We start from the raw sequence: 26,232 nt of genomic DNA, 5'->3' as shown, positions 1-26,232 counted from the left end.
GTAATGTTTACTAAAGGCGGTTATGTTTTGAAGAAGCAAAGATTGAAGTTGAGTACGCTTGTGATTATTGTGGTTTGTATTGTGGTGTTATTTTCTTTATTAATTACGTGTTTATTGATCAGTAATACGATTAAGGATACGATTCATAGTACGACAAAGGAGAAGGCGGAGGTTATTGGTAAGGCGATTGCGGGTTCTGAGGTTGTGCAGAAGTCTTTGGCTGAGGATAGCGATGATCATAAAATCCAAGATTATACGTCTAAGATTCAAAAAACAACGGACGTGAGTTTTATTGTTGTGATGGATATGAATGGCATTAGAAAGTCTCATCCTAATGAGAAGTTGATTGGTAAGCATTTTAAAGGTGGCGATGAAGGGGACGTCTTACATGGTAAACCTGGTACGTCTATTGCAAGAGGTACGCTTGGTTTAACGATGCGAGCTTTTACACCTATATATGCTGATGGTAAGCAAGTTGGTGCGGTATCGGTTGGTGTGCCTATGCAGACGGTGTATGAAGCTTTGGCAGATGGCAATAAGAAAATTATTATTGGATCTGTGATTGGTTTAATTGTAGGTGCTATCGGTGCGTATTTATTATCGATTTATATTAAACGTATTTTGTTAGGACTTGAACCTTCTCACATCGCGAAAATTCTAGGTGAACGTAATACGATGTTACAGTCTGTTCATGAAGGGATTGTGGCAGTGGATAAAGAAGGTAAAATTAATCTGGTTAATAAGTCCGCGATGGATATTTTTAAAAAAGCAGGTCTTAAAGGTGATCCTATAGGTATGCCAATTAATGATTATATGGCTTCGACACAATTGCCTAAGATTGTTGAGTTTGGAAAGCCTGAACTTGATAAAGAGCAAGATATTAATGGCGTGAAGATATTGGTGAATAGAGTACCATTGATTGTGAATCATGACATAGTAGGTGCGATATCAACGTTTAGAGATAAGACAGAAGTGCATAAATTATCAGAGCAGTTGGTAGGTGTTCGGACGTATGCAGATACGTTAAGAGCTCAATCGCATGAATTTAGTAATAGATTGCATGTGATTTCTGGTATGTTGCAGATGGAACATTACGATGATTTAAAACAGTACATACGTGAAATTGTAGAACTAGGTAGTCAAGAAAGTGGAGATATCACATCGAAAGTTAAAGATGCTGCACTAGCTGGTTTCTTAATTGGTAAACTCAGTCTGGCACGCGAACAACAAATCAAGCTTTCTATTGTGAATCATGCTACGATACCAGAACCGAAAGATTCACATATTACACATGAAGTGATTACCATTATCGGTAATTTAATAGATAATAGTATAGACTCATTAGTATCATCATCACTTAAAAAGAAAACAATTGATGTACACTTAAACTATAAACAAGATCAGTTAATGATAGATGTAATAGATTCAGGCGTAGGGCTCAATCATGAACTAGATGAACATATATTTGAAAAAGGCTTTTCTTCTAAAGGAGAGAATAGAGGGTATGGTTTACACCTTGTTCAACAAAGTGTTGAAAAGCTTGATGGTCAAATATCAATAGATGCGCATGAAGCAGGAAATGTACAGTTCTCAGTTGTTATAAACTATCCGAAAAAGGACGAAGATAAATGTTAAATATACTTATAGTTGAAGATGACCCAATGGTTGCGCAAATCAATCGTCAATTTATAGAAAAAGTAGATCCTGAAGCGTTAGTTGATTTTGCACAGAATGTAACAGAAGCAATGGAAGTCATTCAGTCAAAGACAATCGATTTATTATTGTTAGATATATACATGCCAGAAGAAAATGGCTTAACTTTTTTGAAATATGTAAGAGAGCAAGGTTATCAAGTAGATGCGATACTGATAACAGCTGCTACTGATGCTGAAGATATTAAGACAGCGTTCAGATATGGCGCGGTAGATTATTTAATTAAACCATTTGAATTTGAACGATTTAAGCAGTCTTTACTTAAATACAAACAAGGACAGACTTTCTTTAAAGGCAATCAGCAAATTAAACAAGCAGATATTGATGCAGAGTTCTTGAATAAACAAGTTGTTACAGATGATTCAGAACTGAAATTGCCAAAAGGTGTCACAAAAGAAACGTTACAAAGCATCATTGAGAAGATGAATGACTTTGAAGATCATGCATTTTCAACAGATGATATTTCTAAAGCAGTTAATATTTCAAGAGTATCAGTCAGAAAGTATTTAAAATTCTTAACCGATATTGAAGTGCTGGAAGAGTCTTTAACATATGGTATTGGCCGACCGATATACTTCTACAAGTTAAACAAAGACAACTTAAAATATTTACAAGGATATATGTCATGATATATCTAAATTTAAAACCAAACGATTCGGTTCGTTTGGTTTTTTTAATTACAAAAAGATAATTAAAATTTCATAAGCTATAATTTTTGGTTGCGTTTTCATAAAATGAGTTTATATCAATTAAGGGGGATAAAAATGAATACGAAGACCAATTTGGAAGCGGTTACCGAGAGTGAGTTACCTATCCAAAATAATATAAAAAGCTTATGGGAAAAATTAATGAAAGCTAAAATTGGTGTATTACCATTACCGTTATACATTGTCTTAGCTGCAATTATATTAACAGCATCTGTATATAATACTTTACCAGCAGATATGATTGGTGGATTTGCTGTCATTATGATTTTAGGAATATTGCTCGGCGATTTAGGGCAGAGAATTCCTATATTAAAAGAAATAGGTGGACCAGCTATATTAGCATTGCTTGTACCTTCTATTTTAGTATTTTTAAATGTGATTAATACATCTTCAATGGAAGCCGTTACGACTTTGATGAAGACGTCTAATTTCTTGTATTTCTATATTTCTTGTTTAGTAGTCGGTAGTATTTTAGGCATGAATAGAAAAATGTTAATTCAAGGTTTCACACGCATGTTTGTGCCTTTAATAGTGGGTACAGTATTAGCTGTCGTAGCAGGTATGTTAGTTGGATTATTGTTTGGATATGATTTACAACATACTTTCTTCTATATCGTTGTTCCAATTATCGGTGGCGGTATTGGTGAAGGGATACTTCCATTATCTATTGCATATTCATCTATTTTAGGTGGATCAGCAGAATCATTTGTATCTCAAATGATTCCAGCAGCTGTTATTGGGAATATTTTTGCAGTTGTTAGTGCGGGACTTATGATGCGTTTAGGTGAAAAGAAAAAGCATCTTTCAGGAAATGGGAAGTTAGTAAAATCTGAAGATGGTAATGAAGTTCATGAAGAGAAAGAGAAAGTCATTGATTTCTCACTAATGGGTGCAGGTTTACTTATTGCTTGTACATTCTTTATTGTTGGTACGCTTGGTCAGAAATTCATTGGTGTCCCAGGACCGGTTATTATGATTTTATTTGCAACATTAATTAAGTGTCTTAAAGTGATGCCACACAAAATGGAAGATGGTGCACATAATTTATACAAATTTATTTCAACAAGTTTAACTTGGCCGCTAATGGTCGGTCTCGGTATGCTTTATATTCCGTTAGAAGATGTTGTGAAGATTGTAACTCCAGCATACGTTATCGTATGTGCGTCAGTTGTATTTGTCATGATGTTATCTGGATATTTCGTAGGAAAATTAATGAAGATGTATCCTGTTGATGCAGCAATCGTAACAGGTTGTCATAGTGGTTTAGGTGGTACAGGAGATGTTGCGATATTATCAGCATCTAAACGTATGGCATTAATGCCGTTTGCACAAGTGGCTACTAGAATCGGTGGTGTATCTACCGTAATCTTAGCATCACTTTTATTAAAATTATTAAGCTAAATATAAATAAATAAGGAGAAATTAAAAATGACAGAAAGTAATGAATACGGTGAATCTATAAATTTACATCAAGAACGCGCAGGTAAAATTGAAATTACGAGCAAAGTAGATGTGACTTCAGAAGAAGACTTAAGTGTTGTCTATACACCAGGTGTTTCGGCAGTATGTAGAGCAATTGCTGAAGATGAAACAAAAGTAAATACATTAACTGCAAGAGGTAACATGATTGCAGTTATTACAGATGGGACAGCAGTACTAGGTTTAGGTGATATCGGTCCAAAAGCAGCCATTCCTGTTATGGAAGGTAAGAGTATTCTCTTTAAAAAACTTGCGAATGTTGATGCTTTTCCAATTTCATTAGACACGAAAGATACTGAAGAAATTATCTCAATCATTAAAGCGTTACAACCTAATTTTTCAGGTATCAATTTAGAAGATATTTCAGCACCTCGTTGCTTTGAAATAGAGAAGCGTTTAATAGAAGAATTAGATATACCTGTATTTCATGACGATCAACACGGAACAGCGATTGTCGTACTTGCAGCACTTATCAATGCACTTAAAGTTGTAGATAAAGCGGATAAAGATGCCAAAATCATTATAAATGGTGCAGGTTCAGCAGGTATTGCGATTGCGAAATTATTGTTAGAAGCGGGTTATCAAAACATTACGCTCGTCAGTCTAGAAGGTGTCTTAAATAAATCAGAAGAATGGTTGAATGATGCACAAAGAGAAATTGCTGAATATACAAACCTTGATAATATCCAAGGAACTTTAGAAGATGTCATTAAAGATGCAGATGTGTTTATCGGCGTATCAGGTCCAAAAGCATTATCAAAAGAACATGTACAATCAATGAACAACGATCCAATTATCTTTGCATTAGCGAATCCAACACCAGAAATTTATCCGGAAGAAGCGTATGAAGCGGGTGCAGCAATCGTTGGAACAGGTCGTTCAGACTATCCAAATCAAATTAATAATCTGTTAGCATTCCCGGGTATATTTAGAGGTGTATTAGATGCCAAGACACAACATATCACAACTGAAATGAAAATAGCAGCAGCAAAAGCCATAGCAGCAACCATTCATAAAGACGAACTCAATGCGAATTATGTCATACCAAATTCATTAGAAAAAAGAGTCGTCGATCAAGTAGCAGCATCAGTCCAACAATGCGTAGAAAATAAAACAGAAGTGTTGGTATAAGGTATATTTAGAAATAGTTCAAAAAGAATAGAGAAATCTATTCTTTTTTTATTTAGGTTACTATAGAAAGTCATTTTGATATGAATTACAATACATTTATAAACTTTTTTATGAAAATTACAGTTCGGAGGAAGGAATTTGAAACAGATATTTTCGGGAATGATATTAGTATTACTACTTTTAATCGTTGGTGTATTTGGTTTCATTGCGTATCAATTTATTGCTGGTGATAATCGTATTGAATTTTCTAGTAATCAACAAACAGCTGATAAAGAACCGAGTAGTGAGGAAAGTCATGACAAAGAATCCAGTGATGATTCTGAGGAACCAGAAGGCGATCCACCAAGCATCGATGTCCAAACGACTCAATTTAGCCAAGGCTTTATGAATTCTGATGTAAGAAGCGGATTTTATGGAGTAGGTATTGGATTGTCGCGAGATGCCGTTGAAAAGAAATTCGGGAAGTCAGATGGCCGTATAGAAGCTGGACAATCTCACGCTGAAAAATATGGCAACGTAGCTGTAAAATATAATAGTAAAGATAAAGCAGAACATATATACGTAGCACCAACAAATGTAACAGTAGAAGCATTTAAATCCGTTCACGGAACACCAACTATAGAAAATAACGATGGGTTAGTATATGATGATAACCCAAACAATTCCTTCTCAATATTGATAACGACAAAGAATGGTAAAATAACAGCCATAGAAAATGCCGATCAAATACAAAGATAATATAATGCCAGCTATGATGATGTAGCTGGTGTTTTTATAAATTTAATTGAAAGCATATAAACATTCGTCATACTAAGGAGGACATGTTATGGATCTAGAGGAATATGCATGGAATGAGCATGAAAGAGAGCTTAAGAAAGCGCATAAAGTTGAAATACCTTCTAAATATAAAGTGAAAATTAAAGATGATATTGAAAAACGAATAACTTTAGAGACATTGTTAGAAGAAATGACACAGAAAGAACTTGTCGAGTGGGCGATTACAAATGCGAAAAGATTTATTGATGATATAGATATAGGCAATGACGAAGAAAAATATACAATTATTTCAGAAACTGAACACAAATTAAAACTTAGAAAAGAAGGGCAAATTAGTGCTTATGAACTCAGACAAGCTGGATTTTTAGCGAATCAATTATCACAAAGATCACTAACAGAACAAAGTAAATTTGCAGCACGTGTATACGCACAAGCAATCGCAACAGGACATATGAGAGGACATGCAATTGTATCATCAGATTATGCTGTTAAAGTGATGAATGTAATATCTAACAATGATTTAAAGTTAGTGACTGAAGAAAGAAATAAACAAATCCATATAGCAAAAGATATCATGGCAAGATGAGTATTGTTTGATTTGAGGATTTAGTAAAGCCAAGAGATCGCTGAAGTCGTGGCTTAATGTGTGAGTAAAGCCAAGAGATCGCCCAAGTCATGGCTTAAGACCTGAGTAAAGCCAAGAGATCGCCCAAGTCGTGGCTTAAGACCTGAGTAAAGCCAAGAGATCGTCGAAGTCATGGCTTAAGTGATGAATAAAGCCAAGAGATTGCGAAAGTCGTGGCTTAAGTACTGAATAAAGCCAAGAGATCGTCGAAGTCATGGCTTAAGTGATGAGTAAAGCCAAGAGATTGCCCAAGTCATGGCTTAAGTGATGAGTAAAGCCAAGAGATCGCCCAAGTCATGGCTTAAGTGATGAGTAAAGCCAAGAGATCGCCCAAGTCATGGCTTAAGTACTGAATAAAGCCAAGAGATCGCCCAAGTCATGGCTTAAGTGCTGAGTAAAGCCAAGAGATCGCAAAAGTCATGGCTTAAGTGATGAGTAAAGCCAAGAGATCGCAAAAGTCATGGCTTAAGACATAAGTAAAGCCAAGAGATCGCAAAAGTCATGGCTTAAGACCTAAGTAAAGCCAAGAGACAACGAATCGTCATATCAAGATAGATAACAAAAAGGACTAGAAAATTTTCTAGTCCTTTTTGTGTTATTAATATATCATTTCCTACTCTTGATTAATAAATACATAAAGAATGGTGAGCCGATGAGTGCGGTAAAGATTCCTGCTGGGATTTCTTTTGGCAAGAAGAGTGTTCTACCGATTAAATCACTTAATAATAGTATGATGGCGCCGATTATGGCACTATAAAATATTCGATTTCTAAATTGATGTGCACCGAGTTTAAGTGCGATGTGTGGTGCGATTAACCCTACAAATTGTATGCCACCTACATAACTCATAGATATCCCAATTAGGATACTCATTGATATTAATGCAATGACAGATATGTGTTGATAAGGATTTCCTAATGCTAATGATAAATTTCTACCTAAGTAATGAATATCAAATGAACGTGCATAATATGTCAGAACAAACATAACGATAAGTAAGATGCTTCCTACTATCATGACTTGTTGATATTCTGCTTGATGAACAGATCCTGTAATCCAAATTTGAGCTTGAGCACTTCGTTTATTTGAAGTTAATATTAGGAACATTACAATTGCTTGGCAAAGTATATTAAAGCTTATACCAATTAATATGAGACGATCTCGTTTGTAACTTTTTCGCATTGCTAAAAAATATAATAATGCCGTAACAATTATCGCGCCAAGCATTGAAAAGATTGGCTGATAAGCTATTGGTAATAATAAAGCTTCGGTACTTGTTGTTAAGACAATGAGAAATACTAATGAACCAACATTAGCACCTTGTGATATACCAATCACATCAGGAGAAGCTAGTGGATTCTTCGTAATAAATTGTAAGACACATCCTGCAATGCCAAGTGCTGCACCCGTTACAATTGCTAATAAGACTCTCGGCAGTCTTAAAGTATTAATGACTAAGTTTGTATAAGGATCACCAAGTTTAAATAAGCCACTTAATACATTTTGAGGTGCGATAAAGCTATCACCTAACATGAGTGTGAGTAAAGTCGTTAACATGAGCATGATAATAAGTATGATAAATTTCTTCATTCTGTTAACTCCTTACGATTAAGAATTAAATAAATGAATATTGGTGCACCAATAAGAGCTGTTGTAATACCGACTGGCAATTCTCTCGGCATTAATAAATATCTGCTTAAAATGTCGCTTAATAATAGAAGACAACCACCTAGAACACCTGATAAAGGTATGACGATAAAATGGTTATGAGATTTACATAACAATTTCGCAACATGAGGTGTAATCAGTCCTATAAAGGCGATGGGACCAGCTAATGCCACGGCAGATCCACTTAATAGAACAACAGCAATCATCGTGAATACTTTAATGGATAATATTTTAGCTCCAAGTCCTTTTAATGCGTCATCACTTAGCATATAAAGATTAAGCGGCTTGGCCATGTAAATAGATATGATTAAACCAACGATAATAAATGGCCATATGTACATTAAAATATTAATATGTTTATTCGCTACCGAACCATTTAACCAATATATTAATTCTTCTATAGCTGATTCATTATAAATAAGTAGACCTTGAGTGATAGCCATACAAAAAGCACTAATACTTGCTCCGAATAAAGTTAATTCCATCGCATTGAATGGCTTAAATGGTAATGTTGTGGCTAATATAATTAAAGTTGCAATGATGATGGTACCGATAAAAGCCATAACGGTTTGTTGAAATGCACCGTTCATACCAAATCCAACAGTCGCAATTACAACCATTAAACTAGCACCACTATTAACACCCATAATACCAGGACTTGCGAAGGGGTTTCGTGTAATGGTTTGGATCATTACACCACTAATACCCATTAAAACACCGACAACCCCGCCCAAAATTGCGCGAGGTAGTCTTAATTGTGTCAGTACACGTTGATCTTTAATTGTTTCTCCATGGATATAATGTTGCCATATATCTGAAAAGGTAAAATGTTTATAACCAAGCATCATACTTAATATGAATAGCACGACAAACATACCTGAAAATAGGAGGAATAACCAAAGATATTTATTTTTCATTCAATTTTTCCTTTAAATCATCAATCATCATATTGGCAGATAATACACCACCTGAAGTGTTCCAAACAGCATCATCTACTTTATAAACATGACCTTTTTTAGATGCATTTAATTCTTTAAAGGCTGGATCATTTACCCATTCTTTTTCTAATGCTGAAACTTTCTTATCATCTTCTTGGAAAGTAAAGTAGAAGATGTAATCTCCGTCCATCGCATCAATACGTTCTTTTGTAACACCTTTTTCTGCAAAGTCATTCTTATCTTGACCTTTAGGACGTTTAATACCAAGTTCGTCTAAGATAACACCTGAGAATGTATCTTTATGATAAATTCTTACATCACCTGGCATAAAGCGAACCATTGATACTTCTGAGTTTGCTTTATCTCCAATTTCTTCTTTTGCTTTTTTAACATGATTATCGTAATTCTTTAAGACTTCATTCCCTTTATCTTCTTTATTTACAGCTTTCGCGTATAATTTAAAGTTGTTTTTCCAGTCACCACGTAGTTCTTTAGAGAATACAGTAGGTGCGATTTCAGAAAGTTTCTTGTATTGTGCTTCTTGTCTGAATTTATTACCGATAATTAAATCTGGTTTAAGTTTCGCAATTTTTTCTAAGTTGATTTCACTTTCTCCACCAACAGGTTCAATGTTTTTATACTTTTTCTCTAAATGCTTATACCACGGATCACCAGCATATGAATTAGCAGCACCAACAGGTTTAACGCCCATTGAAACGAGTGCTTCTGTACCTTCATTAGTTAATACAACAACACGTTTAGGATTGTTAGGTACTTTAGTCGTTCCCATCGCATGTTTCACTTCATGCGTATCTTTGTCTGAAGACGCCTCTTGTTTATTACCACAAGCTGCAAGCATTACAACAAGTACTACTATAACTGATAAAAGCTTTCTCATTTCTTTAACCTCTTTCTCAAGTTGAATTATGATAATGATTTTCATTTTCAATTATAAAATATTACCTTTTTTTGTCAATATATTTTTGGAATATACTTTCAGTTTAAATAAAATATATTTAAATATACTCAATAACTGGCAGTTCATGAGATAAAAATTGTAAATGGCTAATGTCATATCCGTAACTTCCGGCATATTTAAAGACGACCCAGTCACCCGTTTGTATGCTTTCAATATCATAGGGGAGACCAAATACATCATTAGGTGTACATAATTTTCCGGCTAATACGACCGTATCATTATTAATGGACTTTATTCTGTTAGATGTTGAATGCGAATGAATGACTTCAAAAGGTTGATGATGTTGCCACGCTTTTGGAAATCTAAAATGATTTGTGCCACCGTTTAATAAGACGAATGTTTGATCATGCATAGATTTAATATCGTAAACATGAGCGGCATAATAACCTATTGGACCTGTAATAAAACGACCAAGTTCAAAAGTTAAGCGTGGTAGGTGATGGATACGTGTTGCAAAATAATCAAAATCAAAACATGTTTGATCATCGTAGTCGATCCCTATACCGCCACCAACATTAATCGCATAGTCTTCCGGTAAATGTGATTGATATTGTTGCGTAAATTTAAGGGCACTTTCTATGAATGTGACATGCGCATCCTCATCTAAATTATTGCTCATAGCATGAAAGTGGAAACCTGTTAAAGTAATTTCTTCTGTGTCGTGACAGATTTGAATGGCTTCATCTAGATCGTTGTAGGGCATACCAAATTGTGTCGCGACACCAGCCATTTTTAATTTAGCTGTTGATTGAATGTTACTTAAATTAATGCGAATCATCACTTCGATTGTTTGTTGTTTGTCTTGAAGCAATGCTTGCAATGCATCTAACTCAAAGAGGCTCTCTACTTGAATAGATTTCACTTGTTCATCTAAAGCATATTCTAAATGTTGTTTCGTCTTTACAGGTCCGCCGTAAATGATTGGAATTTCTTTTGAAATAGATCGAACCTTTTCAATTTCTCCAGTAGAAGCAACTTCAAATCCAGAAACAAAAGGTGCGAGTGTTTCTAAAATTTTTATATTAGAGTTGGCTTTCACTGCATAGAAAATATCGTGTTTCGTGACAGATCTAATCCAATTGATGCGCTGTTTTAGTTCGGTTAAATCATATATATAATAATCGTGATTACTGTCTGTTAACACTTCTTTAATTCTTTCCATATTGATTCTCCTTATTTATCATAAACATGACACAGATGACCATGATGAGCAGTCCAACAACCATTGTTATATATACAATTTGTAAATTGAACTGTTCAAAGATAAAGCTTAGTAATATACCACCAAGTGGAATGAAACCTTTGTCCATCATTGAAATGGATAATACAGACCCTCTATATTTAGCTTCAACAAGCTGTTGAACAAGTATTCGATTGGTCGTTCTAAACGCTTGTGATGCCAATCCCATTATTAATAAGACAGCTGCATATAAATATGTATCATGAATAAACATTAATAATATGATGGTTAACGTAAATATCATTGCCCATCGTTTCAAACTTTTCATCGTGTTCATATTTTTAGTGCGCATAAACATGACTAAAATCATAATAGAACCAGCTGCAATCATGGCAGTAAAGAGTGAATAAATCATCGTACGGCTGCCAAATTGTTCATCTACAATGCTTGGCAAAATAATCGTATACGAAAATCCAAAAAGCATCGATAAGACACTAGACAACATGAGCATGACAATAACAGGTTGTTGTCTTAAGTAAGACCATATTTTATGACGTGTCTTCTTCTCATGATGGACCTCTGGCAAAGTTTGATTGAATAACATAACCATCAAACTCCCTATAATAGGTAGGGATAATACGATATTAGAATTCAGTTGAGCTAATAATATCCCACCTATAAATGGTCCAGTTAATCTAGCTATATTTAAAATTAAAGCATTTAAACTGATTGCTTTATGTAGCTTGTCTGGTGTTACAAAACTTTGTATAAGTGCATTTCTTTGAATTGTATCGATTGCTTGGAAAAATGAACGCACCATAATAATTGAAAGGATGAGGTAGATATTCCATTTTTGCCAAAAAGCATAGACGACACATACTGTGCATAACATATTTGCACAATGGATGATGTACATGAGTTTGGTAGAGCTGACTGTATCGATGATTTTACCGATTACAAAAGCAAAAGCTAACTGCGGCATTAACCGTGCAAAATTAATATATGCAATATAAACAGTACTGCCGGTCATTTGTAACGTTATCCAATTTAATGCGATAATATCTACCCAATCGATTGTTCGAGCTATAAACTGAGAACTGACAAAACGATGATAAGGATTAAACTTTAACTTCATCATTAATGAGAAGTGGGTTGGCTTTTTGGATATAAATATCTTGATCTTTATTAGATACGCGCATCGTTAATAACGCTTTCTCGTTTATAGTCTCTTTGTAAAAGGCTTTAATATCTGCCTCTGTATGTTCTATGTCTTGTGATAATAAATCTTCGAATACGGCTTTAAATGTACGGTTAATACGTAGCCATAGCATGTTTGGATCATATGCATAATCTTCGCTAAAATGATGCACAAGTGTATTGAGGTGATTACTCATTAATGTGTTTTGTACTTTCTCATACATACCTTCAGTCGTTGCATTTGTTAAAGCGTTGCTAAGTTCTAACCATTCAGGAACGCGAGAAGCATCAATTCGTAATCCGCCAAAGTCACGTACGTGCAGTCGTGTAGGCATACCGTTCATAAATTCAAATGACATATTTTGTAGATGTGCTTCTAAGCCGACACCGTATTTCGTCATAAGTGTTAACACGGTTTCAACGAGTAATGAAACATATTGGTCAAACCAAGCAATCGGCGTTGCTGTTGCTCGAGCTGTTTCAATCATATCGACGTAAATTTTTTGGTGATGTTCATTTAACTCAAACAAACATGTCGCTGTATAAAGTGATGCATGAGCAGGTTTATATTGTGTATTATTTTCTCGCTATATGAATGACAGGTTACGCTGTTTATCTACTTCGTCATGAATGTAAGTCATTCCGCCATATTCTAAAACAGGTAAGCTGATTTCATTAAGACGGTCGTCAGTCTTATAAATATATTTGAAATATTCACCAATATTTTTAGAGTTAATAATACTGTTGTTACTAATAGAACGTATTGTTGACGTCATTTGTGAATTGACGGGCAATTTGATAATCGGTGTTATCGTATCTAAAGGACAAACGGTTCTAAATGATGAAGTACTTTTTACGAGTCCACCAGTATGTTGAAGCGGTATAATATTTTGAGATTGAATCTCTTCTGCATAAACTTGTGGTATAACATGTTCGAATTGAAACGGATGAACGGGTATCAAATCATAATCTTCAGGAATTTCTCCTAAATAACCACTAAAGTTAGCCAATGTTTTTATCTCAGAAGCTTCTAAATTATTATAGAGAAAGCCTTTTTTCACGAATAACCAGTTTAATTTGAATGCATGATTATATTCAGGTGAATATTGCATAACTTCTTTGAAAGACAATCCTAACTTTGTCTTAGCGCATGGATGAATGTTATGTCCTGTAATCACATATTGCTCACTATGTAATAATGGGTGGTCACTTTTAGATGTATAAGAACAATGAATAAAGCTAATGGCTTGGTTGATGAGATGATTTTCAATTTCAACACGCAATTTGTGGTAATCGTGATGTTCATCGCTAAAATGATTAAGCCAATCTATTAATTCAAGTGGATCTTGAACAAAGCGAGTTGTTGTATCATCTGTAATTTGTACGCGATGGTTCGCTTTATCATAAGTGATAAATATAGAATCGGTAATATATAAAGTAGTGATTGTTTTAATGGATTCTACATGATGTATAGGAGGTGTTACTTCTTCATATAAGCATGTTAATAATTTCTTAAATGTTGTTTGAATACTGTCTTGAATACATTGCTCGATATAGTGATGTTCATATTTATCTGTATGTTGATATACCTCTTTAGTCCAACTCATTTTATTTGGCCTCCATATATAACGGGTTATTGATATTTGTATATTGATAATCGTAACCTTCAGCGAAGATTCTCATTTTTAACAATGATTTAATGTTAAAGGTTGGTTGTTTTAAAATATTGATGTCAGGTGCACTATGAACGTGATGATCGGCTATCATATTTCGAATGATTTGATAACCTTTTGTGCTGTCATAGCCATAAGTAGCCAACACTTGTATAAGCTGGAACAGATGATTGTATAAGACTGCATGAGAGAATACAGATAACAAATCTTCAAATGAGTCAGTAATCAAACCTGTTGAATCATCGATATCTATATTTCTTTCGTATAATCTCACGCCACCAAAGTCTCTTATATAAATAGAGATAGGCATGCCGTCTTTAATAATGACAGTGCTATTTTGCATATGTGCTTCTAAACTAATACCTTCTTCAAGCAATAATCTATAAGTAGCTTCTAATAAATTATGTGTATACTCTGTTAAGAATAATTGAGTTGCAGAATTAAATGACATGTCTTGTGTTTGCATAATTGTTTCAATACATTCAATGAGTATAGGTTTTCTTGAAACAAAGCTATCAGTAATCAGACTGCCACTTACTAATTGGTGAGCACCTTTCTGTTCAGGTATACGACTTCTTAACATAAAGCTACATTTATTAGCGTGTGCCTGATTGATGTTTAAATAACTGCCTGCTAAATCTTTTTGAATATAGCTATTATCATAACCATTTGAACGATAAATGCCTTCCACAACATCACTGAGAATAATACCGTTACGTATAGAAGCGGGTGACACATTTCTTACTGCACTTGTCGCTTGTGCATTGACAGCAGTCTTAACGATGCAATTTAATTCTTGTGCTTCTAAAGTTCTAAAAGATAATAATGGATTACTTTCAACTGCTAAATCGAATAACGGAATCATGAACTGTTGTTCGAAACATGTTTCAAACTGTGGTAACAGAAAATGTTTCAATTGCCATTCATGAATAAACAGTAATGCATAGTTTTCAAATTTAATGCCATGTGCTTTACAATATGTATCAACTTTCTCTTTAAAAGTTTCTAATGCAGGTGATTGATAGATATTAATTTCATCTATAAAATCTTTATTGCACAATAGAGGAATGACATTCACCGTTTGTCTAAATTCTGGTGAAAACTTAATAACATCATCAATAGAGAATCCTAATTTTGTCTTAGTCATGGGATGAAAAGGATGTCCCTCAGTAACACTTTGTTCAAAAAAGACATCCGATATATTCTCTTGTTCAACAAACTCAAAAATATTTTGATAACGGTGACCATATTGTTGATGATCACGTTCGAATTGAATATAGCTCAAAGTGAGATTACGAATAGAGTCTTGAATTTCGTGTACTAAGCGTTCATCATCATAAATGACATCTTGATCAATATCTTCAAAATTTGATAATTGATCAATACGTCGTGTGATTTCACGGTATGCTTTCTCGTATAAAGTAGTTATTTCTTCTTCAGAAAAATCTTGAAAATATTGACGTATTTCTTGTATCTGTTCGTTATATACGATTTCCAAAAAGATCAACTTCCTTTTCAAATAATTTATATAGTGAGAATCATTCTCAATTATAGGAGGTTTGAACGGTTTGTCAATGATAGAACATAATAATAAAAAATCACGATAAATTATATAAAATTATTATTTTAATACTTTAGTTAGTCTAAAAAGATTAGAATATGATAAAGACAATTGAATGAACTATTGATTTTTTATCATTTCTGTTACTATGAAGAAAAGTATGTGTAAAGTGAATTATCATATATGAGATTGAATATAAGGGGATTTAGCGATGAATAAAGTAAAGTCTTTAATGCAAAAAATGGGTCATGTACAAAATAGAATTGTCTGGCTAAATAAACCTAAAATGGAAAAAGCTTTATCTGGATATACGTCCTCAGAAGTTCATTGTATAGAAGCTATCCATAATATAGAAAATCCAAATGTTAAAAAAATATCAGATGACTTATTTATGACACGAGGCGCAATAAGTAAATTAACGAAAAAACTCATTAAGAAAAATGCGATTACGGTATATCAAAAAGATGACAATAAAAAAGAAATATACTTTGAGTTAACAGCAGAAGGAAACCGAATATATAACAGTCATTTAGCATTGCATGATCAATTTTTAGAAAGAGACAAACCATTCTTTGATGATATAACAGAAGAAGAATTTGAAACATTGAATCGATTTTTTGATAAATATAGTGACTACTTAGATCAAGTCATTGAGAAAGAAAAAGCTTGAATAGAATGTAGATAAAAGCTGAGACATCCATGTCTCAGCTTTTTTGAATGGCATCTCTAAGGGACATTATTCGGGATTCTGTCTCTAACAAAATTTCTGCTTATATCATTTTTGTTGACTAGGAAACAAAACACTCTTATAATGTTTCTGTGGAAACAAAATATAAAGGAGTTAATTTATGTCTTCTCAACAATTAGAACGCATTCCTAAAAGCACAATGATAGCGGCATGGGCCATTGCTTTAGGTGCTATTATGCCCATGCTCGATTCAACAATGATTAATATTGCGATTGATGATTTAACGAAATACTTTGATACATCCCTTAATTTTATTCAATGGGGTGTTACGGGATATATTCTTGCTATGGCAGTTGCTGTGCCGTTTTCTGGTTGGTTAATGGACCATTTTGATGGTAAACGAGTATATATTAGTGCTGTCGTTACGTTTGGAATCATTTCAGTATTAACTGGATTAAGTCCAAATATCTTTTGCTTTATTCTATTTAGACTCATTCAAGGATTTAGTGCAGGTATCATTTCAACGCTGATGGCTACACTGCTTGTTAAGACAACCGGCCAAGATAAAATTGGTAGAGTTATGGCTATTGTAAGTATTCCTATGATACTTGGTCCTATATTAGGTCCAGTAGTTGGTGGGTTTATTATTCATTATGTCTCATGGCAATGGATATTTTATTTGAATATCATTGTCATGATCATTATCACACCAGTTATGATTAAACGATTACCATCATATGAACCTTTTAATAAAGGTAAGAAACTAGATTGGTTTGGCATAATTAATTTATCTTTAATCAGTATTACGTTAATTTACGGCATTACACATGCTACTGAAACAGCTTCATTTACAAATATTGAAACTGTGCTCGTGCTATTGGCGAGTATTATACTTATCATGATTTATTTGATATACAATCGAGTTCAGGATTATCAAACCGTATTACCAACTAATTTGTTTAAAAATCGTAACTATGCAGCTTCAAGTAGCGGCTTATTTCTAGCCAATTTAGCGATTATGGGACCGATGATTATTTTCCCACTGTTCTTTCAGAATTTTAAAGGTTTTAATACGATTGAAGCGGCTATTGCATTAATGCCTCAAGGAATTGGTATGTTATTAGCGAGACCTTTGATTGGTAAATTAACAGATCATTATGGTGCTAAAAAAGTGATATTGGTAAGTTTAATATTATCGATTGTTGCTTCAATACCATTTGTATTTGTAGACGGCAACACATCAATCATTATATTGAGTATGCTACTTTTATTACGAGGTATAAGTGTTGGTGGGATACTACTACCATTTACGACAAATACTTATGCAGATTTAAAAGACGAACAATTACCACAAGCAGGTATTACGATTAATATTGTAGAAAATATTGGATCTAGCTTCGGTTCCGCATTGATCGCTACAGTCGTCGCAACAATATCTATACACAATCATATAATGGCATTTCACATTGGGTTTCTAGTCCCAGCAATTGTATTTATATTATTGCTTATATGTTGGGCGACGATTCCTTCAAAAAGTGTGAAAGCATAAAAAGAGATGTTTCATATGAAACATCTCTTAGGGGATATCTTATTATTTATCAGTTTTACGTTTTCTGAAGAATAATAAACTACCTAATACTGCGAATAATGTACCGAATAATGTTGTAGTTATCACTTCATTTTCACCTGTATTTGGTAATTGTTTCTTATCATGCTTAGCATTTGATTGAGTTTTGTTCTGAGCATGAGATGTAGATACTTGAGTAGCAGTTACTTTCTTTTCAGTATTATTTATTTGAGTAGCTTTTACTGCTTGTTTAGTGTCGTCTACTTTAGGTTGTTCAGCTGGCTTAGCAGGTTCGTCTACTTTAGGTTGCTCAGCCGGTTTAGTAGTGTCGTCTACTTTAGGTTGTTCCGCCGATTTAGTAGGCTCGTCTACTTTAGGTTGCTCAGCAGGTTGAGTAGGCTCATCTACTTTAGGTTGTTCCGCCGGTTTAGAAGTATCGTCTACTTTAGGTTGTTCCGCCGGTTTAGAAGTATCGTCTACTTTAGGTTGTTCAGCCGGTTTAGAAGTGTCGTCGACTTTATGTTGCTCAGCCGGTTTAGTAGGTTCATCCGCTTTAGGTTGCTCAGCTGGCTTAGTAGGTTCATCCGCTTTAGGTTGCTCAGCTGGTTGAGTTGGATCTTCTACTTTACCGTCTTTATTAATAATAGACTGTATCCAGTTATAAATTTCATGTGTTATAGGAGTCATTAAAGTTCCATATTCATTGCCTGTTGTATCATAACTAAATACACCAATAACATCGTCAGTACCTTCAAGAATAATAGGACTTCCAGATTGTCCAGAATATCCGTACATCGATAATTCAACTGTTCCTTTAGGTTGTTTTTGAATGATAGTACCATCAACCCAATATTGGTCTATTGATTCTTCATTTAAATCAACTGGATAACCTTGTGATTCTATCTTTTTACCAAGCATTTCTTTCTTAAATGGTTTAATGTTATAAGGGTTTATTTCACTTATAGATTCTGGCATATCATTATGTGGTTCTACTTCAATAATTCCGATATCATAACGTTGCAATGGAGATTCAATGTATTGTGGCATAACATGCATTGCTTTAATTTTGTAGCGACCAAACTTTTCAAATTCACCATGTCTACCTGGTGAAACATACCCACCAGTTAAATATCCTCTTGGGTAATTATTACTATAAATAACATGACCTGCTGTTAGGATATAATTTTCTCCAATAACTAATCCAGTACCATTAGCATGTTTTAAGTTTTCGATTTGACCTTTATAATTACCATTTTCCACATAAATATAAGCAGTTCTGTTACGGACCTCATAGTTTTCTAATTTTCTACGAGTATCAATTAAAGCACCATCCTCATCAAAGTGAGGGTCTTTTGAAGTATCATATCGGAAATTAGGATCTGTGAAATATGCATCTTCTTTTTCTTCTTCGGCAGTAAGTGCTGTCGGAGTAGGTTGTGCTGTTGCATTATTTTCTGTTGAAGTAGGTGCAGGTTGAGTTGTATCTTCTTTAGTACTTGATGTTGTATTACTTGTAGTATTTTCAGTTACATTATGCTCAGAAGGTGATGCTGTTGGCTCACTATTAGCTTCGTTAGCAGCATTACTATCTGTTTCTTTGTTTGCTTCAACTGAATTTGTCGCTTCATTTGTATTTGTTGAATTGTCTTTATTCTCTATATTATTTGATTCATTTGAAGTATGTGTTTCTTCATGAGCTACAGCTGCGTTTGACTCAGTTGATGCATTGTTCTCGCTGGCATGAGTGACAGTTGGATGAGATAAGAAAAATACACCTGCGATAATAACAGGTAACTTTACTAATCCCGTTCTAAAGTTGATAAAGTTTTTATTCATGTAAAACTTCCTTTCTTGGATGATACCCATAATATACAAAAATTTCCATGCTAGCGCAATACGAAATGATTATTATTCTCAATTATTTTAGAAATATTTTACAAATTTGTGAATGAAGGTAGGAGAGGTGTGAAAGAAAGGTATAACTAGCAACATAGAACCCCCGAATATTGCAAGACGCGTATGACTAGCAACATAGGAGGCCCGAATATTGCAAGACGAGGATGTCTAGCAACATAGAAGGCGCGAATATTGCAAGACGAGGATGTCTAGCAACATAGAAGCCGTGAATATTGCAAGACGCGTATGACTAGCAACATAGAAGCTGTGAATATTGCAAGACGGGCACGACTAGCAACATAGGAGCTGCGAATATTGCAAGACGAGCATGACTAGCAACATAGGAGCTGCGAATATTGCAAGACACGACTGACTAGCAACATAGAAGCCCCGAATATTGCAAGACGGGCATGACTAGCAACATAGAACCTCCGAATATTGCAAGACGAGGATATCTAGCAACATTTGGGGCATTTTTACACTCTATTTCAATATCCTATTCCAACGCGTGATTGGATATATTCGTCAGACGATATTTGATTGTAAACGAAGTCTGCTGTGTCTGGGACAGATATTTTTACAGCATTCTCTGGTAAGTAGTTTCGTTCGACTCTGTATTCTCCGATTCTTTCGCCATCTGGTAAATAGGTTGGACATACGATTGTCCAATCTAAATCTGAATCTTTAAGTATTGTATAAACTTTATGATGTTCTTCTGCTGCGCGGGTTGTTCGTCTTTTTGATTCGTTTGATTGATAGCGCAATAAATTCTTGTCAGTTCGGCTTTGTAATATACCAGCAGTACCTACTGTAATGATGCGTTTAATGCCTTGTTGTGACATTGTATCTATAATTAATGGCATAGCTTCTGATAATGTAGTGGAGCCATCTGTACTTAATGCACTTACACTAATGTCATTACCTTCAGCTGCTTTTTGAATATCATTTGGATTTAATACATTTCCTTCGATTAGTCTCACAGATTGATGATCGACATTTAATTTATTTTTATCACGAACGAGTACGGTTACGTCATGACCGTCCGATAGTGCATGTGTTAATACTTCTTGTCCAACTCTGCCTGTAGCACCTAAAATTAATATTTTCATTTGTATTGCTCCTTTTAAAAAAGTTCTTATTTTAATGATAGACAATTTCGGGTATATATACTAGACATCAAACTTTTGAAAAGGTGGTTCTGTATGAAAATAAGTAAAATATTAAAATACGTTGGTATCATTTCAGCACCGTTAGTTGGTGGTAGACTAATCGGTAAATATGCTGTTCAAAATGCACGTAAAGATTATTCTAAAAATAAAAAACCACCATTTTCACCACCGGGTTATATATTCCCAATTGTATGGCCGATATTATATTTAAGCATGGGTATCGCACATTCGATTATAACGAAAGAACGCGCAGCTAAATCAACACAGACAGCTTATTATAGTCAATTAGGTTTAAATTACTTATGGTCAATACTGTATTTCAAATATAAATTAAGAGGCACAGCGCTGATTGAAAGTTATGTATTATTGAGCGCAGTCATATTAACAACTGTTCAATTTTATAAAGTGAATAAGACAGCAGGATTATTATTAATCCCGTATGTTTGCTGGTCTGCTTATGCCTCATATTTAACAACAGGTAATTGGGCACTTAATAAAGATAACCCGAGATATACGGAGAAATAGGGAATACACCTAGTAGGAAAAATACAATTAAGCATATATTTTAAGCGGGATTACTCAATAGAGTACCCGCTTAAAATATGTCTGTATAAAAAATAAAATCATAACGATTGCCTTGATTGTCTGAGCAGTCGTTATGACGGTATATAGCGAATTATTCTGAAGATTGAGCTTCCAACTTTTCTAGGATGCCTTTAATAATTTCTTTCTCATCTGATAAATTAAACTCTTCAGATGAGATTTTTTGGCTAATAGACTGTGAAACATATAACAAATCATCACTAATATCTTCATAATAGCCTTTCCCGTTGTTGTTAACCATGGTTCTACCTCTTTCTCTAGTATAGCTATATATGTAATACCCAGAAAATATAAAATAATAACAAAAAAAGTAATTTAATTATTGGAAATACAAAATAATAATTAATTTGTTTACTTTCTGAAACAAATTATACACAAAAAGAATGGTTTTGAAAATCAATTAAAGTTAATGTGTTTTTTGGTTTTGCGGAACTTTTTGTAAATGATTAACCAATAAAAAAAACACACCATATCCTAATTGATATGGCGCGTTATTATAAGTTTTTATGAATTATCAGCATTGGACTGATTCATTAATATTTTAATATGTTGATCAAATTCTTTAATGATATTCTCAGGTGTAACGTTATTTTGTACAAATGATTTTCTATAAAGCCATCCGTATACAAACATATTAATAAATAGAATAAAATCTTCACGATTTATATTGAATTCACTATTTTTATGGATATCTACTAATTTACTGTTAAATACGACTGCAAGTTCTTTATTATGCTCTAAAATCATCTCTGTAAAGTTGGATGGTGCAAATGATAATTGAATGTAGAATTTTACTAAGTACTCTGAATCATAAATATATTCTTGAAAAAACTTTGTGAGTTCTTCATGAGCATTATGAGGTTGTGTATCAATACTTTTGATTAATTTCATACCTTTATTCATACATCTTTCAATACATTGTTCATACAATTCATCTTTACTTTTGAAATAGTTATATAAACTTGCTTTTTTAATACCTAATTCATTGGCAATATTATTTAGTGATGTTCCATAATAGCCCATTTCAGAAAAGGTTCTCATACTTATTTGAATGAGTTTCTCAGATGTATTATTCACTTCATTTGCCTCCTTTACTTCCTATGAATAACTATACAGGAAAATACACTAAAAATCACTCGTAAAAACGTTTACATTTCACACAATAAATTACGCATTGCCTTTTTCTCTGAAAATGATATACTATTTTTACAAACTACCGTTCGTTAGGGAGAGGGATTATGGAACTTTTATTGTTATTTTTTATCGTTTATCCAATTGCTATGTCGATTTTTTGGATAATCGGGACTTTGATTTACTATGTTTTTATTGAAAGAAAGTTGAAAGCTAAGCATATTAATTATCAACCACAAGAAGGGATTTCATTTATTATCGCTTGTTACAACGAAGCGAGTACCATTGCAGAAACGATTAAGAATTTAAATGACCTCTCATATCCGATCAAAGAGATTATTGCTGTTAATGATGGGAGCTCGGATAATACAAAGGCAGAATTATTAAGACTTAAACAAGCGTACAAAATTAAGTTTATTAATTTAGAGGAAAATAGGGGTAAAGCAAATGCGTTAAATATTGCAGCTCAATATGCTCAATATCCATATTTGATGTGTGTGGATGCAGATACGATTATCGACGATGATGCACCGTACTATATGGTGGAAAGTTTGGTTGATGATCCAACAATTGGAGCAGTAACAGGGAACCCACGTATTAGAAATAAATCTACTTTACTAGGGAAAATTCAAACAATCGAATATGCAAGCATGATAGGCAGTATTAAGAGAGCACAAACGATTAACGGATTTGTTAATACGATATCTGGTGTGTTTACGTTATTTAATAAACAAGCACTAGAGAAGAATCAATATTGGGATACGGACATGATTACTGAAGATATTGCCGTGTCATGGAAGTTTCATTTATCAGGATACAAAATAAAATATGAACCGAGAGCGTTATGTTGGATGCTTGTGCCTGAAACATTTAAGGGGTTATGGAAACAAAGGGTAAGATGGTCCCAAGGTGGACATGAAGTGATTTTAAGAGATTTTAAGAACATGTTTAAAGTAAGAAACGTTTCATTATGGTTGTTATTTATTGAACAAATTCTTTCTGTAATATGGGTATATGGCATAGTTGTTATCTTATGTTACACACTACTTCGATTAAACTTCTTGGATTACTACTTCTATAATTATCAATTAAATATCTTCTTAATATCAGCATTCTTACTGACGTTTATTAACATTATTCAATTTACTATTTCTTTATTAATTGATAGTAGATATGAAAGAAAAAATAATTTATTTCTTATATTTTTAAGTTGGTATCCAACTTTTTATTGGTTAATCAATGCGATTGTCGTCGTAGTTGCATTTCCAAAAGCACTTAAAAGAAAAAAAGGAGCGTTTGCTACATGGACAAGTCCAGACAGAGGGAACATAAAAGAGTAGAATCAAATTTAAATATTTTTAGAGAGTCAATCGTATTTATAGCATCATCAATATTATGGCTATATTGCATAACAGTATTATTTGTAATGGTAGGTTCGTTATTACCGATAGACAATCATTTTATACAAATTGTAAGAGTAATATTGAATCTTGAGAAAGGTGATATTGTCTCGATTTTTAATTATTTTGTGATTGGGTCAATCATTATTGCAGTATATCTGATGATTACGTTTCTATTCAACGTTAGAAGAAAGAGAGCTGTACCACATGAGAATTATTAAGATGAGTCTTAAGTGGTCGATGATGATAGCTTTGATATTATTCATGTTCATTTCTAGTGATCAAGCAGCACTTGCTAAGAAACAAAAAACACTTGGTGGGGAGAAAAATGGATGTCTTGCATTAAACTATCACCGCGTACGAGAAGACACATGGATAGATAAATTGCTATCAGCATTCTCAAATAGTAAAGAATTGAAAATTTATAGTGTCACTGACACGCAATTCGAATCTCATATTAAATGGTTAAAAGAAAAGAATGCTCAATTTTTATCTTTAGATGAATTCATTCATTACAAAGAAAAAGGTAAGTTCCCTAAAAATTGTGTGTGGTTAAATTTTGATGATATGGATCAAAGTATTTATGAAAATGCCTTTCCAATAATGAAAAAATACGATGTCCAAGGAACGGGCTTTGTAATAACGGATCATGTAGGGGACCCTGATTTTCATAATATTCGTATGTCACCTAAAAAAGAATTACTCAAAATGAAGAATAGTGGTCTATGGGATTTTGCATCGCATACACATGATATGCATACTATGAAAAAAGAAAAATCAAAATTTGTATCATATGCTGAAAAGGGGAACATTAAACAGGATATCGATAAAAGTACGAACTATATTAAAGATGAACTAGATGGAAATGAACAAGCGATCGCATATCCGTACGGTCAAGCAAACGATAAATTAATTAAACAACTTGATCACGATACATCAATCAAGTATGGATTTACATTGGAAGAAAAAGCAGTTGTTCCAGATAGTGATAATTTTTACATTCCAAGAGTTATGGTAAGTGATGACGCTTTTAACAAGCTTGTTAAGAAATGGGAAGGATTTAATCATGAGTAAAGGAAGATATATTGAATTTATATATTTAAGAACATTTTTATGTTTATTAATTGTACTAACACATGTTTTTACCGAGTTTACAAATACAAATGAACCTGATAATTTACAATTACAAGTCTTATATTGGATCAGAATGATCTTAATTATCGGGACACCTTCATTTATTATATTGTCTCAACTATTAACGACACTAAATTATAATGATAAATTAAAAACAGGCTATTTAAGAACAAGGCTAAAATATATATTATTACCATACTTAATTATGGGTGCTTTCTATAGTTATTCTGAATCACTTAAATTAAATGATTCATTCTTAACGCAATACACAGAAAATGTTATTCAAGGTAATTGGTATGGATACTTTATTGTAATCATTATTCAGTTCTTCTTGTTAAATTGGATTATCTATCGAATAAACGCAAAAATACTTTTTTCAAAATGGAGTCTTATCATTTCGTTTATGATCAATACAATCTATTTGTATAGCTACCAAAATGTTGGACCTGTTAGAGAATTTATAAGTCACTATTATCCATTTAGTCCTGAAACATTTATAATTGGTTGGTTATTTTATTACTTTTTAGGTTCTTACGTAGGTCATAATTATCAAGCTATTAAAGCTTTCGTATCGAAATACATCGCTTTAATTGTATTTTTAGCTATCGCTGCATACATAGCTTTTGTATTTGTAGGAGAACATGATTATTGGATGGTTAGTAGTATGGACTATCGTATTTTATTATATATTACTTTTGCATTTTTAATTTTAATTAACTTTAGCACACAGTTTGATGAATTTATGTTTAGTTCTGTTGAATTGATTAGTAGATATTCATTTTTTGTTTATTTACTACATCCGATTATATTGGAATATATGTTCCAATATACAAGTATATTTGAAGAACAAACATTCATCTTTATTCCAATATCTTTACTGTTTATTGTGGGATGTTGTCTCGGGATTGGAATTTTATTAAGAGAATTTCAAATTTTTAAATACGTAATGGGCAGACAACCTTATAACAAATAAATATTTAAATAAAAAAGCAAGTTATCTCATAAACGAGGTAACT

25 protein-coding genes are annotated in these 26,232 nt (G+C 33.3%); 13 read left to right on the top strand and 12 right to left on the bottom strand.

Going from position 1 to position 26,232, the window contains the following annotated elements; translation table 11 throughout:
- Positions 1 to 27 precede the first annotated feature (27 nt).
- The 6 genes from dcuS (at position 28) to LQ673_RS04745 (ending at position 6,393) form a co-directional block, all read left to right on the top strand.
- Complete coding sequence (gene dcuS / locus LQ673_RS04770; protein WP_239705608.1) at positions 28 to 1,635, top strand: DcuS/MalK family sensor histidine kinase; 1,608 nt, start codon at positions 28 to 30, stop codon at positions 1,633 to 1,635.
- On the top strand, positions 1,629 to 2,342 hold the full coding sequence (locus LQ673_RS04765) for a response regulator (RefSeq protein WP_239705606.1): 714 nt from the start codon (positions 1,629 to 1,631) through the stop codon (positions 2,340 to 2,342). The genes dcuS and LQ673_RS04765 overlap by 7 nt, the downstream gene beginning before the upstream one ends.
- Positions 2,343 to 2,477: 135 nt before the next feature.
- Positions 2,478 to 3,821, top strand: a complete 1,344-nt coding sequence (locus LQ673_RS04760; protein WP_239705603.1) for a 2-hydroxycarboxylate transporter family protein — start codon at positions 2,478 to 2,480, stop codon at positions 3,819 to 3,821.
- Between the two features lie 27 nt (positions 3,822 to 3,848).
- Positions 3,849 to 5,030, top strand: coding sequence for an NAD(P)-dependent malic enzyme (locus tag LQ673_RS04755; protein ID WP_239705601.1), 1,182 nt, complete (start codon positions 3,849 to 3,851; stop codon positions 5,028 to 5,030).
- Between the two features lie 138 nt (positions 5,031 to 5,168).
- The gene (locus LQ673_RS04750; protein WP_239705599.1) at positions 5,169 to 5,768 is read left to right on the top strand and encodes a hypothetical protein; all 600 of its coding nucleotides are present in this window, start codon (positions 5,169 to 5,171) and stop codon (positions 5,766 to 5,768) included.
- Positions 5,769 to 5,856: 88 nt separating this feature from the next.
- On the top strand, positions 5,857 to 6,393 hold the full coding sequence (locus LQ673_RS04745; RefSeq protein WP_239705597.1) for a putative immunity protein: 537 nt from the start codon (positions 5,857 to 5,859) through the stop codon (positions 6,391 to 6,393).
- A 645-nt stretch (positions 6,394 to 7,038) separates the two neighbouring features.
- Here LQ673_RS04745 and LQ673_RS04740 read toward each other — a convergent pair.
- From LQ673_RS04740 to LQ673_RS04705, 8 genes are all read right to left on the bottom strand, one after another.
- The gene (locus LQ673_RS04740) at positions 7,039 to 8,022 is read right to left on the bottom strand and encodes a FecCD family ABC transporter permease (protein WP_239705594.1); all 984 of its coding nucleotides are present in this window, start codon (positions 8,020 to 8,022) and stop codon (positions 7,039 to 7,041) included.
- The gene (locus LQ673_RS04735; RefSeq protein WP_239705591.1) at positions 8,019 to 9,017 is read right to left on the bottom strand and encodes a FecCD family ABC transporter permease; all 999 of its coding nucleotides are present in this window, start codon (positions 9,015 to 9,017) and stop codon (positions 8,019 to 8,021) included. Before LQ673_RS04735 ends, LQ673_RS04740 begins: the two co-directional genes overlap by 4 nt.
- Complete coding sequence (locus LQ673_RS04730) at positions 9,007 to 9,936, bottom strand: ABC transporter substrate-binding protein (RefSeq protein WP_239705588.1); 930 nt, start codon at positions 9,934 to 9,936, stop codon at positions 9,007 to 9,009. Before LQ673_RS04730 ends, LQ673_RS04735 begins: the two co-directional genes overlap by 11 nt.
- Before the next feature lie 118 nt (positions 9,937 to 10,054).
- Complete coding sequence (locus LQ673_RS04725; RefSeq protein WP_239705585.1) at positions 10,055 to 11,179, bottom strand: alanine racemase; 1,125 nt, start codon at positions 11,177 to 11,179, stop codon at positions 10,055 to 10,057.
- Positions 11,166 to 12,335 (bottom strand): MFS transporter, encoded by a 1,170-nt coding sequence (locus LQ673_RS04720; RefSeq protein ID WP_239705583.1) that lies wholly within the window; start codon positions 12,333 to 12,335, stop codon positions 11,166 to 11,168. Before LQ673_RS04720 ends, LQ673_RS04725 begins: the two co-directional genes overlap by 14 nt.
- Positions 12,316 to 12,924 (bottom strand): ferric iron reductase, encoded by a 609-nt coding sequence (locus LQ673_RS04715; protein ID WP_239705581.1) that lies wholly within the window; start codon positions 12,922 to 12,924, stop codon positions 12,316 to 12,318. The genes LQ673_RS04720 and LQ673_RS04715 overlap by 20 nt, the downstream gene beginning before the upstream one ends.
- Before the next feature lie 57 nt (positions 12,925 to 12,981).
- Entirely contained in the window at positions 12,982 to 14,001 is a 1,020-nt protein-coding gene (locus LQ673_RS04710; protein ID WP_239705571.1) for an IucA/IucC family protein, read from the bottom strand.
- A gap of 1 nt (position 14,002) precedes the next feature.
- The gene (locus LQ673_RS04705) at positions 14,003 to 15,565 is read right to left on the bottom strand and encodes an IucA/IucC family protein (protein ID WP_239705561.1); all 1,563 of its coding nucleotides are present in this window, start codon (positions 15,563 to 15,565) and stop codon (positions 14,003 to 14,005) included.
- 274 nt (positions 15,566 to 15,839) lie between these two features.
- On the opposite strand from LQ673_RS04705, the gene LQ673_RS04700 reads away from it, so the two are divergent.
- Together LQ673_RS04700 and LQ673_RS04695 are read left to right on the top strand one after the other, a co-directional pair.
- Positions 15,840 to 16,298, top strand: coding sequence for a MarR family transcriptional regulator (locus LQ673_RS04700; protein ID WP_206166597.1), 459 nt, complete (start codon positions 15,840 to 15,842; stop codon positions 16,296 to 16,298).
- Between the two features lie 178 nt (positions 16,299 to 16,476).
- Positions 16,477 to 17,865 (top strand): DHA2 family efflux MFS transporter permease subunit, encoded by a 1,389-nt coding sequence (locus LQ673_RS04695; RefSeq protein ID WP_239739836.1) that lies wholly within the window; start codon positions 16,477 to 16,479, stop codon positions 17,863 to 17,865.
- A 42-nt stretch (positions 17,866 to 17,907) separates the two neighbouring features.
- Here the strand turns inward: LQ673_RS04695 and LQ673_RS04690 are convergent, their stop codons facing one another.
- Together LQ673_RS04690 and LQ673_RS04685 are read right to left on the bottom strand one after the other, a co-directional pair.
- Positions 17,908 to 19,719 carry a trypsin-like serine protease gene (locus LQ673_RS04690; protein WP_239745008.1) on the bottom strand — a complete coding sequence of 604 codons (1,812 nt, stop codon included), beginning with the start codon at positions 19,717 to 19,719 and terminating at the stop codon, positions 17,908 to 17,910.
- A 548-nt stretch (positions 19,720 to 20,267) separates the two neighbouring features.
- Positions 20,268 to 20,888 carry an NAD(P)-dependent oxidoreductase gene (locus LQ673_RS04685; protein WP_206166599.1) on the bottom strand — a complete coding sequence of 207 codons (621 nt, stop codon included), beginning with the start codon at positions 20,886 to 20,888 and terminating at the stop codon, positions 20,268 to 20,270.
- Positions 20,889 to 20,981: 93 nt separating this feature from the next.
- Here LQ673_RS04685 and LQ673_RS04680 point away from each other — a divergent pair, with 93 nt between their 5' ends.
- On the top strand, positions 20,982 to 21,473 hold the full coding sequence (locus LQ673_RS04680) for a TspO/MBR family protein (RefSeq protein ID WP_126476588.1): 492 nt from the start codon (positions 20,982 to 20,984) through the stop codon (positions 21,471 to 21,473).
- 151 nt (positions 21,474 to 21,624) lie between these two features.
- Here LQ673_RS04680 and LQ673_RS04675 read toward each other — a convergent pair whose 3' ends face one another.
- Both LQ673_RS04675 and LQ673_RS04670 read right to left on the bottom strand, forming a co-directional pair.
- Positions 21,625 to 21,792: a hypothetical protein gene (locus LQ673_RS04675; protein WP_185805772.1), complete on the bottom strand. Its 168-nt coding sequence runs from the start codon at positions 21,790 to 21,792 to the stop codon at positions 21,625 to 21,627.
- Between the two features lie 263 nt (positions 21,793 to 22,055).
- Positions 22,056 to 22,628, bottom strand: a complete 573-nt coding sequence (locus LQ673_RS04670) for a TetR/AcrR family transcriptional regulator (protein WP_239705544.1) — start codon at positions 22,626 to 22,628, stop codon at positions 22,056 to 22,058.
- A gap of 161 nt (positions 22,629 to 22,789) precedes the next feature.
- On the opposite strand from LQ673_RS04670, the gene pgaC reads away from it, so the two are divergent.
- From pgaC to LQ673_RS04650, 4 genes are read left to right on the top strand one after another with little or no spacing between them, the layout of a single operon-like run.
- Positions 22,790 to 24,022 carry a poly-beta-1,6-N-acetyl-D-glucosamine synthase gene (pgaC, locus tag LQ673_RS04665; protein ID WP_037589158.1) on the top strand — a complete coding sequence of 411 codons (1,233 nt, stop codon included), beginning with the start codon at positions 22,790 to 22,792 and terminating at the stop codon, positions 24,020 to 24,022.
- A complete protein-coding gene (gene icaD, locus LQ673_RS04660; RefSeq protein WP_078099638.1) occupies positions 23,986 to 24,303 on the top strand; it encodes an intracellular adhesion protein IcaD in 318 nt (105 codons plus the stop codon). Before pgaC ends, icaD begins: the two co-directional genes overlap by 37 nt.
- On the top strand, positions 24,290 to 25,156 hold the full coding sequence (gene icaB, locus LQ673_RS04655) for an intercellular adhesin biosynthesis polysaccharide N-deacetylase (RefSeq protein ID WP_239705543.1): 867 nt from the start codon (positions 24,290 to 24,292) through the stop codon (positions 25,154 to 25,156). The genes icaD and icaB overlap by 14 nt, the downstream gene beginning before the upstream one ends.
- Complete coding sequence (locus tag LQ673_RS04650) at positions 25,149 to 26,189, top strand: acyltransferase family protein (RefSeq protein ID WP_196308363.1); 1,041 nt, start codon at positions 25,149 to 25,151, stop codon at positions 26,187 to 26,189. The genes icaB and LQ673_RS04650 overlap by 8 nt, the downstream gene beginning before the upstream one ends.
- Positions 26,190 to 26,232: the final 43 nt, after the last annotated feature.

The organism is Mammaliicoccus sp. O-M54 (genome assembly GCF_022386035.1).
Lineage (GTDB): Bacteria > Bacillota > Bacilli > Staphylococcales > Staphylococcaceae > Mammaliicoccus > Mammaliicoccus sciuri_A.
This window is presented reverse-complemented; position numbering and strand designations above follow the sequence as displayed.

What these genes read in the sequence shown, in the direction of transcription:
- LQ673_RS04695 (WP_239739836.1), top strand. Translation starts at nt 16,477, where the DNA reads ATGTCTTCTCAACAATTAGAACGCATTCCTAAAAGCACAATGATAGCG.
- LQ673_RS04765 (WP_239705606.1), top strand. Translation starts at nt 1,629, where the DNA reads ATGTTAAATATACTTATAGTTGAAGATGACCCAATGGTTGCGCAAATC.
- icaD (WP_078099638.1), top strand. Translation starts at nt 23,986, where the DNA reads ATGGACAAGTCCAGACAGAGGGAACATAAAAGAGTAGAATCAAATTTA.
- LQ673_RS04730 (WP_239705588.1), bottom strand. Translation starts at nt 9,936, where the DNA reads ATGAGAAAGCTTTTATCAGTTATAGTAGTACTTGTTGTAATGCTTGCA.
- LQ673_RS04720 (WP_239705583.1), bottom strand. Translation starts at nt 12,335, where the DNA reads ATGATGAAGTTAAAGTTTAATCCTTATCATCGTTTTGTCAGTTCTCAG.
- LQ673_RS04650 (WP_196308363.1), top strand. Translation starts at nt 25,149, where the DNA reads ATGAGTAAAGGAAGATATATTGAATTTATATATTTAAGAACATTTTTA.
- LQ673_RS04760 (WP_239705603.1), top strand. Translation starts at nt 2,478, where the DNA reads ATGAATACGAAGACCAATTTGGAAGCGGTTACCGAGAGTGAGTTACCT.
- LQ673_RS04740 (WP_239705594.1), bottom strand. Translation starts at nt 8,022, where the DNA reads ATGAAGAAATTTATCATACTTATTATCATGCTCATGTTAACGACTTTA.
- LQ673_RS04710 (WP_239705571.1), bottom strand. Translation starts at nt 14,001, where the DNA reads ATGAGTTGGACTAAAGAGGTATATCAACATACAGATAAATATGAACAT.
- LQ673_RS04675 (WP_185805772.1), bottom strand. Translation starts at nt 21,792, where the DNA reads ATGGTTAACAACAACGGGAAAGGCTATTATGAAGATATTAGTGATGAT.
- icaB (WP_239705543.1), top strand. Translation starts at nt 24,290, where the DNA reads ATGAGAATTATTAAGATGAGTCTTAAGTGGTCGATGATGATAGCTTTG.
- LQ673_RS04680 (WP_126476588.1), top strand. Translation starts at nt 20,982, where the DNA reads ATGAAAATAAGTAAAATATTAAAATACGTTGGTATCATTTCAGCACCG.
- LQ673_RS04690 (WP_239745008.1), bottom strand. Translation starts at nt 19,719, where the DNA reads ATGAATAAAAACTTTATCAACTTTAGAACGGGATTAGTAAAGTTACCT.
- LQ673_RS04745 (WP_239705597.1), top strand. Translation starts at nt 5,857, where the DNA reads ATGGATCTAGAGGAATATGCATGGAATGAGCATGAAAGAGAGCTTAAG.
- pgaC (WP_037589158.1), top strand. Translation starts at nt 22,790, where the DNA reads ATGGAACTTTTATTGTTATTTTTTATCGTTTATCCAATTGCTATGTCG.
- LQ673_RS04725 (WP_239705585.1), bottom strand. Translation starts at nt 11,179, where the DNA reads ATGGAAAGAATTAAAGAAGTGTTAACAGACAGTAATCACGATTATTAT.
- LQ673_RS04755 (WP_239705601.1), top strand. Translation starts at nt 3,849, where the DNA reads ATGACAGAAAGTAATGAATACGGTGAATCTATAAATTTACATCAAGAA.
- LQ673_RS04700 (WP_206166597.1), top strand. Translation starts at nt 15,840, where the DNA reads ATGAATAAAGTAAAGTCTTTAATGCAAAAAATGGGTCATGTACAAAAT.
- LQ673_RS04685 (WP_206166599.1), bottom strand. Translation starts at nt 20,888, where the DNA reads ATGAAAATATTAATTTTAGGTGCTACAGGCAGAGTTGGACAAGAAGTA.
- LQ673_RS04735 (WP_239705591.1), bottom strand. Translation starts at nt 9,017, where the DNA reads ATGAAAAATAAATATCTTTGGTTATTCCTCCTATTTTCAGGTATGTTT.